The sequence below is a fragment of the uncultured Bacteroides sp. genome, from assembly GCF_902491285.1.
In the GTDB taxonomy this organism is placed as follows: domain Bacteria; phylum Bacteroidota; class Bacteroidia; order Bacteroidales; family Bacteroidaceae; genus Bacteroides.
The window spans coordinates 1-15,196 of the sequence record NZ_CABUHK010000010.1; the positions used below are offsets into that span (position 1 = coordinate 1).

A 15,196-nucleotide genomic window follows, 5' to 3' on the forward strand; every position below is an offset into this window, starting at 1 on the left:
AATTTCATTTGGTATCAATGTAAAACTTTAAAATGAATACAACAATGAAGATAAACCTTAAAAACGTATGTGGAGTTATTTTGATGGTATGTGCGGTGGTGTCATGTGATTTGGATACTACTCCTACCACTTCATTAGACGCTCCGAATGTATATAAAGATACGAAGAATGCGGAACGTGTGTTGAGGGGTGCGTGGAACTATATTTTTAATACGGGTTCTACTTATGCATCCATTGGCATGGGTTCCATAATGCTGAATGATGATTTTGCCGGTTCGGACGCTGTAAGGACGAGAAGCTACGGTTTCTCCGGAAGTTATAATCTGACAAACGGATATTCCCGCGGTGAGTATAATGGCGTATTTTGGGATTTGATGTATGATCCGATTAATAATTGTAACGGTATATTGAAGCATATAGACGATGTGGCAGGAACGAAAGAAGATAAGTCAAGGATTAAAGGACAGGCATTTGCTACCCGTGGGTATGCATATATGATTTTGGCTACGCACTATTCTTTTGCCATTGATAAAGACCCGAATGCTGTCTGCGTTCCAATATATACCGAACCGACGGATAACGATGTTGCTTTGACGGGAAAACCGGCTTCCAGTGTATCTGAAGTATTTGCCCAGGCTTTGAGTGATTTAGAAGATGCTTTGTTGTTTATTCCGGAAAACTACTCACATGGAAATGATGCAAATGCCCAGTATCAGATTGATTATTCTGTAGCGTTGGGCTTGCTGGCACGTACTCATCTGTATGCTCGTAACTGGCAGAAGGCATATGACTATGCGTCAGATGCTTTGGCAATCAACTCTTATTTGATGAATGAGGATGAATATAAGAGTGGATTCAATGATTATACCAATAAAGAGTGGATGTGGGGCTTGTCATGTACGATTGACGACAATATGCCCTGTTATCTGTTTTATTTCAAAGACTGCACATCCGACGCTTATACAAGTCTCAATGCCGATCCTTATTTCAAGGAAGAGTTTGAAGAGGGTGACTACCGCAAGGATTTATTCGACTGGGGGCAGACGGCTTATGGAGACTGGGCTATGTTGAATAAGAAATTCATATTCAAAGATCTCGACAATATGTTGGCGGATTTGGTATTGATGCGCACTTCGGAAATGTATCTCATTAAAGCTGAGGCGGCTGCTCATCTGGCAGGTAAGGAGAGCGAAGCACAACAGTTGTTAAAGACTTTGCGTGATGCCCGTATGAAGGAAGGTACAACGGCGGCGGCAGTTACGGAAACCGGTGATGCGTTGATACAGGAAATATGGAAAGAGCGCCGTAAGGAATTGTGGGGAGAAGGTTTTGCTTTGACTGACCTCATCCGTAATCAGCAATCGGTAGAGCGTAAGGAATATGACGGAAAGATTATGGTAGGTGATAAAGAAATATCCGTTAAGGGACATACTATTATCAGTCTGCCGGATAACACTCCCTTTGTTCCGAATAGTAAATATTACCTGTTCCGTATTCCTGAAAAGGAAGAGTTGCAGAATACCGGACTTTATTCAAAGTATCCGAGATTGTCTATTTACGATTTATAAATTCGTATATCTATAAGATTGTCCCATCCTTCTTTGGGTAATAAAAGAAGAATGGGACAATCTTTTTAGTATAAATGGCACTGATTATATCTCAAAATCAGGCAGGTAGTCTGTCAGAACCTTGTTGACTTGTTTACCTTTCACTTGGTCAGTTACAATCGTTGCACCTTCCTTTTTACCTGCGTCATAATTCAAGGAAACCTTTTCAGCCTTATTGGTGACACTGATAGCCGCTTTTCCTTTATCTGTCAGATTACAAGTGATAACCCAATTGCCTACCTGTATGGTATTGCCTTTACGAATCACTTTCATATCCGAACGGTTGTTTCCATGTGTATCCATAACCGTTAAGAAACGGGCAGTCTTGCAAGGAACCGTTGTAGAGGAGAAATGCCAGTGATTGGGATATTTCAGAGCCTTTCCCTGAGCATTCGTCACATTTTTCCAGTTGGTCGAGGCGCAGAAGAAAGTATCCACGATGACTTGTTCTGTTTTGGCCGAACTGAATAAATGGGCAACGGAAGTGCCGCCGGCTTTATTCTTTCCGGTGACTTTTACTTCATTGGGTAGTTCCTGCATTTCCATAGGGAGCTCTACCGTATGCAGAAGGTAACTCCAGGTAACGGCTTCTTTTCCTTCCAGTTCATCGTAGATCACATACACCCCGGTAGTTCCCAATTGAATGATATGGCGACGGAACATATCTACTTTGTTCTCGTCCCAACCTTTTTCAGGCGTGTATTGAGTGCCGGACAATTCACCGCGCTTTAACCATAGGGGAGAAGTCACTTTGCCGTAAGCATTGGACGCGTCTCCAACCATATATGAAATCTTTTCTCCTTCATACCAACGCGGAATCCATCCGTATCCTTCCGTACCTATCTTTTGTGTCATTCCGTTGACGAGGATGCTGTTATGCGCACGTGTGTTACGATAAGAATACATACAATGGTCATCTGTGAATCCCGTACGATGTCCACTACTGTAGAAAATAGCTTTTCCACCATAGAATGTGTTGAAAGCATTCTGATTGGCAAGTGCGTGGGAGGTAGAACCGTAAGGACTGGAACGGAATGACAGCATTGCGTTCTTATCTATGTCTCCCAAAGAAGTATGCATTGTTGCGATTCCCGTTTCATTGAACACCTTTGCCATGGGAAGTTCAGCTAGTGAACGTTCTTCTTCCGGTAAGGATTTCTTTGTCGTACAACGATACCAGGTCAAGTCACCGGATTTTCCTAAGAATGTTTTCTTCATAATATCCGGTTCTTTCTCCAATATCGTGCGTGCATAAGCGGCTGCCCAAGGATTGTTGCATTCACGTGCCAATGCATCCGCATAACCTACCCGTGTCCCGTTCGGCTTCATCTTCGTCTCGTGTGAATTACCCTGTCCGGCAGATTTCGAGAATGGCGGTTGCTGGTAAATAACGTAAAGCGCGTTATTATTATACCAAGGGTCGGCAAAGAAGTCGAATCCGCTGATACGGGAGTAGAAAGCGGGGACTTCGATCAATGTACGGAGATTGACATGGAAATAAGAATCACCGTTGTGCCATCCGCCATCGGTATTCAGTCCCGGCAGACGGGATACCCATTCGTTGTAGCAATAGTCTACCCAAGTAGAAGACATCGGAAGTTCGCCATACGTAGCAAAGGCTGCCATATTCAGAATACGGAAAGTCATTTGCCAAACGTGGTTGTCCGCAATACGATTTTCAAGATGGTTGACGTATTCGTGATAGAATTTCTTGCCGTTGTCACGGATAGTTCCTAAAAGCAACTTCTTTTCTTCCGGTGTCAGCAGGTTATACCATGCGTCATAAGCCGAAGTACTCATGGACAGGATAGTAGAACGATTGAAGTCTCCTGCAAAATATTTACTGTTTTTCCAGGAAAGAATTTCGGAAAGGCGTTTGATGCCTTCTTTATAATACACTTCATTTTTAGTCAGCAAATAGGCGCGTACCATCGCTTCGATATTCGCTTCTTCACGGTCTACAATCTTCCGGCTTTCACGGATCAGGGCGGAACGATACTGCACAATATTGGTCAGTTTGACAACTTGTGTCGTATCAATCTCTTCTTCCAAATGCTTCAAAGGATGATTCAGGCATTTATTGGCTTTCGTGATATATGCTTGTGCCTCAGGATTATTCTTGTTCCGTTCGATGATGTTGTCCCAGTCGTTGGCATCGAGCAGGATGCGGGGATGGGTCTTAGGTAATTTAGCCAATACTTCTTGTAGTGAAGGCGGATTGAACGTGCGTGTCTGGTCGTCTACATAAAAATGGTAAACGGGTGACCATTCTTCCTTTCCGCTCTTGTCCACATAGGCGTGTTGCCAATACCATTTCCCCTTTTCGAACAGCTTGAAAGGATTGAAGAAAGCCCACTTCCTTTCCGCAGTGATTACCTCTGACTTGAACTCCGGATCGCGTGCAATGCGGATACGGTAGGTCACGTCCGGTTTGTAATCCTCTTCTTCCACACCGTCGAGAACAGTGCCGAGATGAGGAAACTTATCCGGCCACATGAAACGCGGCGGGTTGACTGCAATATGCTGTCCATCCAGTGGAGAAGGCGTTTCGCGGACTTCGTGCATCAGTGTCTGCTGACTCAGATGCATGATGCCTTTCTGCGCATACCCGTTTGCGGACAGCAGGATGGAGAACAATAGGAAAATATAGGTTCGTTGTTTCATAATCATGCTTTTTTAAACAGCTCTTTCAGTTTTACTGTCTTGTTGTTAATCAACGGGCGAGCCCAAAAACCGATAAAGGTGATGTATCCTACAAAAACGAGGATAAACAGCATACCGGTGCGAAGGGAAGTAGCATCCGCTATCGTACTGACAATCATCGGTCCACCGGCTCCGCCTACGATTGCCGAACACAGGATGCCGGCAAAAGAACCGTGATGTTGTGATGCGGAATTCAATGCCAATGAGAATACGATGGAATACATCATCGAAATGCTGAATCCGATAGCAGGGAAAGCAATGAGCGATACTTCTTTGTTTCCGAACAGTGCGGAGAGCAACAATACAATCGTCAACACTCCTGAGAACTGCAACAATCGCTTGCTGTCAATCAACTTCAATAACACCATGCCTACCAGGCATCCGGCAGTCATCAGTCCCCAAAAGTAACTCACGGCTTGTGCGCCGTCAGTCTGTGGATTCACGCCGTGATATTGTTCAAGGAACGTGCTCATAAAGATAGAGGTTCCCTGCTCCGTACTTACATAGCAGAAGATTCCCAAGAAGAACAACCAGACATATTTCTGTTTGAATAAAGCCAGATATGAGTCCCTGGAACCGCTTTTCTCATCTTCCTTCAATTCGATTTTCGGGAAACGGGATACACTGACAGCAACCAACATTACCAGCAGGATTAAAGCGAATACCCAGTAAAGGGATACCCAAGGCATTTCTCTTGGGGTAACGTCTGCCAGCAAATCAATAAAGAAACCTTTTCCGGCAGTATAAGTCACAGGGTCGAGTTCCCGAATCAGATACGTGTATACCAGAGGACTCAGGAAAGAAGCGATTCCAAACATGAATTGTGCCAGTTCGGCAATGAAAGCATAGTTCTCTTCTCCGCCTACGGTACGTTGAAGCGGATTCAATACGGTTTGCAACATAGCCATTCCCAGTCCGATGATGAAAGAAGAAGCCAGCAACATCGGATAGGTGTGCATACAGGCAAACAGGATTGTTCCGATGAACGGCATCAGGAATCCACCGAATAATACGGGCTTCTCACCGAAACGGTCGATAAGCAATCCGGCAGGGATGGACATGATGGCGTAAGCCAGAAAGAAGGAAGTCGGGATAAATCCCGCCATCGCCAGGTCGCTCAGGTTAAAATTGTGAATAATGTCCGGAATGAGTGGTCCCAGAATATTAGTAATAAATGAGATGGTGAACCAGAACGCCATAATCAGCGCCAGCATTCCTAAATTTCTTTTCATAATTTAATTAGATTGGGAGCGGAAAATTGAGTAAATACAAGTGAGGCAGCTCCGATACTTCCGGCTTTATTGCCTAATGCGGCAGCCATGATTTCCGTATTCACGGCACAGTCGGAGATGGCATAACGGTGAGCTTTCTCACTTACTTTCCGGATATAGAAATCTCCGGCTTCCGACAGTCCGCCACCGATTACGACTTTTTGCGGACTGAAGATATTGATAAATCCGGCGATTCCATGTCCCAGGAAGTCACAATGTTCTTCGAGGGATTCGGTCGCAATCCTGTCGCCTTCTTTGTAAAGACGTACAATCAGTTCTCCGTTGACTTCTTCACCCGGATAAGAAATGCCGGCTTTCGCTATCCGTTGGCTGAAACGTCTCACCAAAGCTGAAGTAGAAGCATAATGCTCCAGACAGCCGACAGAGCCACAGGCACAAGGTTCGCCGTTGGCTATTAGAGGCACATGCCCCAATTCCGTTCCCCGGTTGGCATAACCATTGAACAGTTTGCCGTCGATGACTACCGCACCGCCGATACCGGTTCCTACCGTTAAGAAAACAACATGGGTAGAGCCTTGGCCAGCTCCGTACATCGTTTCGCCCAATCCCATCAGATTGGCGTCATTTCCCAATAAAGCCGAAATACCGGTTTCCGATTCAATGCGGTCTGCCAAGTGCAGGTTTTCCCAGCCTTTGATATTTTCCGCGCCACCCAGAACAATACGGTTCGTACAATCCACGATTCCCGGTGTTCCGATTCCTATGCCGTCCACCTTGAGCCCTTGCTTTTCTGCAAAAGCCTTCACTTCGTTGATGGCGGCAATCAACTGCCCGATGACAGCTTCTGCTGATACATCGGCTTTCGACGGTAACTTCCCTTGAAAATGAAATACGCCTTCATTATCAATAAGGGCGTATTTCACAGAAGTTCCGCCAAGGTCTATCCCTATAGCGTATTCTTTTTCCATATCTGCAAAGTAATGCTTGATATTTATTGCTTAATAGCTGAAAATCACACTCTTTCTGCCCAGATTGGTGAACTCCAAGCCCATTGTCCGTCACGTTGGCGGACGCGTACATAGTAATAGTCAGTATCGCGTTGAGGCTCTTTATCTTCCATATAGTGCTCTACTGTGAAGCAGCTTTCCGGCATTGCACGGTTGAAGAGGATTGCTTCGCTCAACCAGCCGATCATGAAGTGCGAACGTGAACCTTCGAGCAGTTCGCCCAATGTATGTTCAAACTTCTTGCCGTTGAATTCAGCGATAATCTTACCGTCTTTCGGCATCTCAACATCAAGGATTACAGCTTGCATGGCTGCAGTTGTTGTGTTCGGGTTTTTGCTGCTATACATATCCAGTTCGGTTTCCTTGTCGCCGACAGATACGATGCGGTTGACGTGTGTGTGGAACTCTGTTTCACCTTCCTGCGGAGAAGTGAAGGCTGCGCCACGGAAACAAGGAGTCACGCTATGAAGCTGTCCTTTGTCCAGTGACAGTTTACCCTGCCAATGTACGTATCTTTCTTCACGGTTCCAACCGAAATCAACTTTCACTTTGCAACGTACGGTATCGCCTTCCGGGGCAACCGGAGTCAACGGGCCGTTCATACGGGCCAGAATCTGGCCGTTCTTCACAATATCTACATAGTCAATGCAACTTTCGCCCGTTATGTTCAGATAGATGCGACGGCTGTTGCCACGAACTACATCACCCATAAGGGCGTCGTTCAAACGGAAATCTATAAGAATCTTGTCACCTGTCGCGGCGCATACGTGACGGGTGCGGAGCGCTTCCCAGATAGCGTCACGGGTCAGTGACGGAGCCAGTACACCGATACGTCCGTCGCCATAACTTCCCGGATAACCGGAGTGCTGGTCGGTAGAAGCCATGATACCAAATTTCTTGCCTTGGTCAAGACCGTATTGAATCGTTCCTTCCCACTGGCGCGGTCCCATATCATGCAGATAAGGATAATCGCCCTGGTCGCTTTCTGCCAGACCGTGGCGGGAATACATTTCTACGAACGGAGTAATATCACCTTCGGTAAAGCAATTCCAGTTGTAACCGCGATAACCGCCTTGGTATCCCATATGGTGCGGAGTGACGAATACCTTGTGTCCTTTGGCTTTTTCTTTCCAATCCTCGATTGAAGTACATTCTACAAGTGGTGCGTCCAAATCATAGTTCAATGCAACATGATCTCCATGTTCCATGCTATGCGCCTCGTATCCTACGAATGTCAGGAATTCACCTTCCTTGTTGTACTCGTTCGTCATCTTTACATATTTCTCGTAACCGCCTTCACGTAAACGTTTGAAAGCACCTGTGTGGTAGTCGATTACCCATTTCAGACGAGGGTCGTCCGCGCCGGGAATATCCGGCCACATGGCATGAGGGGTTACACTGACAAAATCCAATTGTCCTTTTGCCGCTTCAAAAGCGTCGCGCATGTCGCCGTGTCCGTATGTGATGTTACAGTGGTTGTGTAAGTCGCCCCAATACATTTTGAGGTTGCTTGCTGATGGCATGATTTTCTTGGCATCCTTGCTTCCTGGTGCGCAAGCTCCCAATAAACTGCCTGAAGCTGCCAATCCGAGGAAAGACCAGCCTGTGTTTTTTAAGAAACTTCTTCTATCCATGATATAATTGTTTTTTGGTTAATCTTTATCTGTTCTTCATCAGTCTTCTGTCGCCTTTGAAAAGAACTTTTTCCTTTTCATCGGGGTCGGTATCTTTATATTGCTTTTGGGTATCTTGGAGAAGCTGCATCAATTCCTGCTGCTTCTCTGCATATTCCGGTTTGCCAAAGACGTTGTTCATTTCTCTTGGGTCGGCTTTCATGTCATACATTTCCCATTCGTCGATATCATTGTAGAAATGAATGAGTTTGAAATCCTGTGTACGGATACCGTAGTGGCGTTTTACAGAATGTTCAGCCGGATACTCGTAGTAATGATAGTAAGCGGCTTTGCGCCAGTCGGCGGGAGTTTTGCCTTCGTTTACCAATATCGGTTTCAAGGATGCGCCTTGGATATCAGACGGGATTTCCACTCCGGCAAAGTCGAGGAAAGTAGGGGCAAAGTCCACGTTCATACTGATGGCATTGCTTGTGCTTCCTGCCTTGATAGCTTTCGGATAGCGGATAATAAGTGGCATACGTTGACATTCTTCGTACATGAAGCGTTTGTCAAACCAGCCGTGTTCGCCAAGGAAGAAACCTTGGTCGGAAGTGTAGACAATAATGGTGTTGTCCAGTTCGCCAATCTTTTCGAGATAATTCATCAGGCGACCGATATTTTCATCTACCGCTAATGTGGTAGCCAGATAGTCGCGCATATACTGTTGATATTTCCAACTGATTAATGCCTTGCCTTTCAAATCACCCTTGCGATATTCAGCGATACGCTGTGCATATACAGAATCCCATTTATCCTGTACTTCGAGAGGCATGCGTTTATATACGCTGTAAAGACGGTTTGTGGTATCTTTCAGCATCTCTTCGCGGGTCAGTAGCTTGAGATCCCAGTCTTCAGTCAGCGTGTGTTCGATGGACATATCTTGTTCACGGGCTGCCTTTCCACGTCCTTCGTAGTCGTCGAACAGGTTGGCCGGTTCCGGGAAAGTGGTATTGTTGAAAATACCCAAGTAGCGGGGAGCAGGCATCCAGTTACGGTGCGGCGCTTTCTGATGATACATCATACAGAACGGTTTGTTCTTATCGCGGCCTTCGAGAAATTCGATTGCTTTGTCAGTGATAATATCCGTTGCATATCCCTTTTCTACGATATGCTTGCCGTCTTCCCAAAAGTCGGGGTCGTAGTAGTCACCTTGTTCATGCTGGCCGCTGAGGATGCTCCAATGGTCGAAACCTTGCGGTTCGCTGATAAGATGCCATTTACCGATCATTGCGGTTTGGTATCCGGCTTGTTGGAGAAGTTTTGGGAATGTCTGCTGGTCGCCGTTGAATGTGCTTGCGTTATCGGTAAAACCGTTTTCGTGGCTGAATTTGCCGGTGAGGATACAAGCACGTGAAGGGCCGGAGAGGGCGTTGACTGCATAACAGTTGTCGAAGCGGATGCCTTCGTTGGCAATCCGGTCCATGTTAGGAGTTTGGATTAAGTTTCCACCATAGCAGGACATCGCTTGGGTGGTATGGTCGTCCGTCATCATAAAGATGATGTTCGGGCGTTTGGTTTCTTCTTTCTTTTGGTTGCCGCAGGAAGCGAGGCTTAATGCAGCCAATGGAAGGAGTAGGGGAGAAGAGTAGTAATAGTTTTTCATAATGCTGAAAGAGACTGACTAAACAGTCGGTCGCATCTCTGATTTCCCTCCTTCCGGAGGGAGGAGAATTTGGGACACAACCGACTGTTTAGTCAGCTTTTTTATAGTTTATATTTTAATGACTGTTTCTTTCCGTTCACTTTCACTTCTACTTCCAGTCCGTTTTCATCGAACGCCTTGTTCTTGAATTTAGCTGCAAATTTAGGGGCATCTGCGCTCTTCTTAACCGGGTAGATAACAGTGATGTAACGTACAGCTTCTTCGCTGTCTTTCTTCACGTTGAACGATACATTCATACGTTTGTAACGTTTGCGGTAAGCAGTTGAACACCATCCGGGTTCTTTTTTCATACTCATACCGTCAGGTCCGAAACATTGCAATTTCATGTTGCTTCCATCCTCGAACTGAGTGAGGAATGTCATGTCTTCGCGGCTGTTTGCGATTTCTCCCTTCGGCATCTGGTAATGAAGGTTGATAGAACCTTTGGCGCTGCCCGCCATTTCGTCTACAATTACAAAGTAAGTGTTATCAACGAAGAATACGGAACGACGGTGTTTCAGATTCTTGTAGCTCGGATTTTCAGTAACCAAAGTTTGGATTGCACCTTCCGGCTGCCAGAGTTTGGTAACAGATTCCGTAGTATCCAGGTTCTTGTTGTTCAGAGTAACAGTGTTGTGCACACAAGTTTGGCGATGCCAGTTGCGTTGTTCCATAACTTCACCCTCGCCTGCATATACATATGAGCCTGAATCCGGGAACAGGTTTTTGCCGTTGAACCAAAGTTCGAAAGTACCGTTGTCCGGTTGGCAGTGCCAGAATGCCTTCGGTCCGGCTTTTACTACCATCTGAGTGGCATCCATTCCCCAAGAATTACGGAATACGAAGAAACCTGATTTCAGGAAACCTTTGGACATATAATCCGGCAATGCACCTTCTTTGCCTTCTGTTGCGAAGTATTTGATAGCCTGGTTTTTCGGGAACAATTTGCTCCATGACTTGTAGTTCTTCACCATTTCTTTCTTTGTTGTCAACTTGGCATCGCTGAAACATGGGTTAGTGTAATCCGGGAAAGAGATGTTTGCGTAGAACATAATCATACTTTCGATAGTATCCAGATAATCCTGCGGAAATTCCTTGCGGAATCCGTTGGCATCTGCGATACCTAATGCCTTGCAGAAAATGTTGATAGCGGCAAGATGATAGTGCGGGTCGAGTTCAAACTGTCCGCCGTCTTCATATACCTGTACATGGATTTCACGGTTCAGAATGTCGATACCGCTTTTTCTCCAAGCCGGAGCATCTTTGAATTCAGGGAAGAAAGCGCCGGCATAAATCATGCGTTGGGCTTCGAACAGCAAGTGATTACCCTTGTCGGAGTAGTTGCCTAAGATATGTACGGCATGTTTGTGGTAGTTCACCAGAAATTCAGTCAGGAAGTCCGGAGTGAAAGAAGGAGAAGGCAGGAACAACTGGAACTGTGAAGTCTGGTCTTGCAGACGGTTGCTCACTTCCAGAGGACGCCATGCGAAACGTACGTTTTCCACTTCGCCTTTGATTTTTCCATCACTTACCATTTCGTACTCTTTCTTGTCCATCTTCACTAACGGATTCTTTTTAATCCAGTCGATGTATTGGTATGCCCATTCTTTGGCATATTTTTCATCACCGGATACACGGTAAGCCTTACCCATCGGAGTAAACCATTTGTGACGGTGAAGCTGCCAGCGAAGTTCGTTATCCTTTACCGGCCAGTATTGCCAGTTGATGTCTTCTCCGTAGTTATAAGAAGGCTGATAACCTTTGTGAACAAAGAAAGTATGCTTCAGTGCGTCGTCCGCCCATTGTTGCTCTTCTTTGCCGATAGTGACTTTTTTCAAGTTAATATCCGGAGTTTTTACATTAGTGCGAGCCCGGTAGTAGTCAAGCAATGCTTTTGCGGCATCTTCGTCTTTACCTTCCTGGTGCAGGGCTTTTACTTTTTCCAGTCCCGGGTAGTCGAGGTTGAGAAGCGAAAATACTTCGCTTTTCAACTCTTGGGCGCTAGCTCTGCCTACAAAACAAGCGATTGCCAGCAGAACGATATACTTTAAAGTCTTATTCATGATATAATCGGTGTTATGGTTTTATGTCTTAGATATTTTTGTAGTTGATACCTTTCAGGTCCATGAATCTCTTCAATGCTTCCAAATAGTAGTAGTCAGCATAATTCAGCGGAGTATCAATTTCAGAGCCGTTAGGCAGTGAACCTACAGAGTGCATCAGGATGAATCCCTGGTTGTCGCCAACTTTTGCAAGATATGCGTCGCTTGACAAGCTCTTCAGAATCTTTTCTGCGTAATCCAGGTATTTCTTTCCGTCGGGAACCATTGTGCTTAATTCGATTAATGCCGAAGCAGTAACAGAAGCGGCCGAAGCGTCACGCGGAGTTTCTTCTGCGACGGGAGCGTCATAATCCCAGTATGGGATAGCATCGTCTGTCTTTACACGATTCATAATCATGTCGGCAATTTTGACGGCGAAGTTCAGGAAAGTGCTGTCATTTGTTTCACGATAGCAAGCTGTATAACCATATACAGCCCATGCCTGTCCGCGTGCCCATGAAGAATCATCGTTCTTGCCTTGGAAAGTTTGTTTCTTTTCCACTGTACCGTCATTGTTATAGCTCACTACATGCCAGCAAGTATAGTCAGGACGGAAATGGTTGTGCATGGTAGTCATGGCATGTTTGATAGCAATATCTTTATATTTGCTGTCACCGGTTGCTTTTGCTACATTGAACAGAAGGTCGAGATTCATCATGTTGTCGATGATAACCGGGAAGTTCCACGTTCCGAAATCCCATGAGCGGATAGCACCGATAGAATCGTCGAAACGTCCGCAAAGATTGTCGGCTGTTTCTCTCATCACTGCTGCGATTGTGTCGTTGGGTGCAAGACGTTCTGCGTTACCGTAGCTGCAATTAATCATGAATCCCAAATCGTGTGTGCCTTTATAATAGCGTACCGGATTCAGTAGATTGGTATATTGGATAGCTTCTGTTTTCAGTGTATCGTTTCCTGTCAGTTCGTATGCGTACCATAAAGAACCGGGGAAGAAACCGCTTGTCCAGTCGTAAACACCGCAAAGACGGCGTTTGCCCAGTTGTTCTGCTGTCGGTTGTGCGCGGAGTGAGTCTTTGAAAGTCAATGAGTCTCTTTCCAACTGACGGCAAAGGAAATTCATATCATAACCTGTGCGGATGGAACGTGGAAGCTGGCCTGTACCGTCAACTTCTTCTGCTGAAAGCTGTAATTGTGCAGAAGCTACATCCAGTCCTTTTTTAATCCAACTGTAGTCTTCCTTTGGGGCTGTCTGGCACGATGCAAGTGCAATAGTAACCGAAGCAAAGAGAACAAGTTTCTTTTTCATGTTATTCATTTTAAGTGATTGTTTTTAGAAGTTTTGTAACTGATACAAAAGTAGTGGAAAGGGCAAACTTTGCGTTGCAGGATTGTCCAAAAGGTGTTTGAACTCTGCTTTTCAAGTTTCGATTTTGTTGAAAAAGGTTTTAATATTCTCCAATATGCCTTGGTGAGGGCATATTGGAGAGGATTATTCTTTTTATTTTAAAGGGAAATTACTTATTTTCCCCAGCCTGGATTTTGCTTAAAACTAGTCATCAAGTCTAAATCACGTTGTGGAATAGGAAGTAGTTCATGTTTACCCTTTTGAGTGAATTCAAAGCATATGTAGTGAGGAGTCTGTCCACACCAATCCAGCATATCGTAATAAGTATTCTGGATAGTTTCATAGTAAATCCCCCAACGGACTAAGTCTTGACGTCGATGTCCTTCATATGCTAATTCATAAGCTCTTTCATCGCGCACTGCTTGTTGGAACGTTTTGTAATCCAGTCCACTTCGGTCCACATTGGTATTTGGTGTTTGGACGTCTTTCCCAAATCCACGTCTACGTACCATATTTAAGGCTGTATACGCTTCAGTTGTTGGACCTTGTTTCCATTCATTTAACGCTTCTGCATAGAGTAGTAATACATCAGCATAACGGAGAATATACCAATTAATGTTAGAATAGTCAGTGCTTAATAATGCATTGTTGGCTTCTACATATTTTTCTGTATCCCATTTGGCGGGACAACATTTGTTATCGAAATCTTTATAACGAGCTTCTCGTAACTTTTTAATATCACTATCTTTCATGCCACTATTACTTAGTTCCTCATCGCTGGTGATAGCTTGTTCAAAAGTAAAGTTTGAATTTACAGGAGTTTTAATTCCGTCTTTACCTGTTTCTTTATCTTCTGCATATATATAATCTGCGAATGAAAGTGCCCATCTCTTGTCATCTTGGCGTTTGTACCAATCACGAAGAAAAGTACAGGAAACTTTCCAGTTACCTTTATTACTTCTCTTTCCGCTTAAGGCTACTCCATTCCATTTTCCAATGCGTCCACAAGGATCCAAAAGTGAAGAACCTGTGATTGCAGGTGCATAGAAACTAACTTCAATTAGGCTCTCATTTGCATCCCATACTCCGTTACAGGTATTCTTCCAAAGTTGTTCGTAGTCGCTGAGTAGTTGATGTTTGCCGGAGTTTATTAATTCCCCAGCAATTTGTGCTGCTTTTTCCCATTTACTTTCGTCATTAACAGGCTGTCCGGCCCAAGTTGCATAGACTTTTGCTAATAATCCCATTGCAGCACCTTTAGATAAACGGAAGCGATTATCAGAACGTGACGCATCATCTTTTGCATAAGGTAAATTGTCTACAGCGTATAGCAAATCTTCTTCAATAAATTTATATACATCTTCCGGTTTTGCCTGTGTGTATGTAGAAGGATGCTGATAGGATTGTTGTGTATTGGTGATTAATGCGATATTTCCAAACCAACGTACCAATTCGAAATAATATAAAGCTCTTAATCCGCGTGCTTCTGCCATATAGATGGTAGCTAATGAACGGTCTTTTTCAGGAAATTCATTGATACGTAATTGTAACATTTCAATAAAATTGTTGGCATCATAGACCGCTCCATAAAGAGACTGCCATGTGTTTTGTATGTCGGCTTGTGCAGGGGTATATGCATTAGCCGGTACTTGACGGAAACCATTAGTTGTGCTTCCTTCGCATTTTGCCAAGTCACTAGGGATGGGGAGTAGGCATGAGAGATTGTAGCCATATAAATTGGCTTGAACCATATCCCGATAAACTCCCAACAATACATATTGTGCTTCTGAAGCATTTTTCATGTATGTCGTTTTGTCAGCTTCTGTATATACTTCCTCGTCTAGTGAACAAGAACTTACAGAGCATATACAAGCTAATGTAATGATATAATAGATAAATTTCTTCATTTTATTTGGTATTAGTT

General features: G+C 44.6%; 9 protein-coding genes. 1 reads left to right on the top strand and 8 read right to left on the bottom strand.

Going from position 1 to position 15,196, the window contains the following annotated elements:
• The first annotated feature begins 44 nt into the window (after positions 1 to 44).
• Positions 45 to 1,568, top strand: a complete 1,524-nt coding sequence (locus tag RDN93_RS04135) for a RagB/SusD family nutrient uptake outer membrane protein (RefSeq protein WP_308744304.1) — start codon at positions 45 to 47, stop codon at positions 1,566 to 1,568.
• Positions 1,569 to 1,652: 84 nt separating this feature from the next.
• On the opposite strand, the gene RDN93_RS04140 is transcribed toward RDN93_RS04135, so the two are convergent.
• The 8 genes from RDN93_RS04140 to RDN93_RS04175 form a co-directional block, all read right to left on the bottom strand.
• On the bottom strand, positions 1,653 to 4,271 hold the full coding sequence (locus RDN93_RS04140) for a DUF4962 domain-containing protein (protein ID WP_308744305.1): 2,619 nt from the start codon (positions 4,269 to 4,271) through the stop codon (positions 1,653 to 1,655).
• 2 nt (positions 4,272 to 4,273) lie between these two features.
• The gene (locus tag RDN93_RS04145; protein ID WP_308744306.1) at positions 4,274 to 5,542 is read right to left on the bottom strand and encodes a sugar MFS transporter; all 1,269 of its coding nucleotides are present in this window, start codon (positions 5,540 to 5,542) and stop codon (positions 4,274 to 4,276) included.
• Positions 5,539 to 6,510 carry an ROK family protein gene (locus tag RDN93_RS04150; protein ID WP_308744307.1) on the bottom strand — a complete coding sequence of 324 codons (972 nt, stop codon included), beginning with the start codon at positions 6,508 to 6,510 and terminating at the stop codon, positions 5,539 to 5,541. Before RDN93_RS04150 ends, RDN93_RS04145 begins: the two co-directional genes overlap by 4 nt.
• Positions 6,511 to 6,554: 44 nt before the next feature.
• Entirely contained in the window at positions 6,555 to 8,183 is a 1,629-nt protein-coding gene (locus RDN93_RS04155; RefSeq protein ID WP_308744308.1) for a Tat pathway signal sequence, read from the bottom strand.
• A 25-nt stretch (positions 8,184 to 8,208) separates the two neighbouring features.
• Positions 8,209 to 9,825: a sulfatase gene (locus RDN93_RS04160; protein ID WP_308744309.1), complete on the bottom strand. Its 1,617-nt coding sequence runs from the start codon at positions 9,823 to 9,825 to the stop codon at positions 8,209 to 8,211.
• 101 nt (positions 9,826 to 9,926) lie between these two features.
• Positions 9,927 to 11,927, bottom strand: a complete 2,001-nt coding sequence (gene hepC / locus RDN93_RS04165; RefSeq protein ID WP_308744310.1) for a heparin-sulfate lyase HepC — start codon at positions 11,925 to 11,927, stop codon at positions 9,927 to 9,929.
• A gap of 28 nt (positions 11,928 to 11,955) precedes the next feature.
• Complete coding sequence (locus RDN93_RS04170) at positions 11,956 to 13,242, bottom strand: DUF4995 domain-containing protein (protein WP_308744311.1); 1,287 nt, start codon at positions 13,240 to 13,242, stop codon at positions 11,956 to 11,958.
• Positions 13,243 to 13,445: 203 nt separating this feature from the next.
• The gene (locus tag RDN93_RS04175) at positions 13,446 to 15,179 is read right to left on the bottom strand and encodes a RagB/SusD family nutrient uptake outer membrane protein (RefSeq protein WP_308744312.1); all 1,734 of its coding nucleotides are present in this window, start codon (positions 15,177 to 15,179) and stop codon (positions 13,446 to 13,448) included.
• Between the last annotated feature and the right edge of the window lie 17 nt (positions 15,180 to 15,196).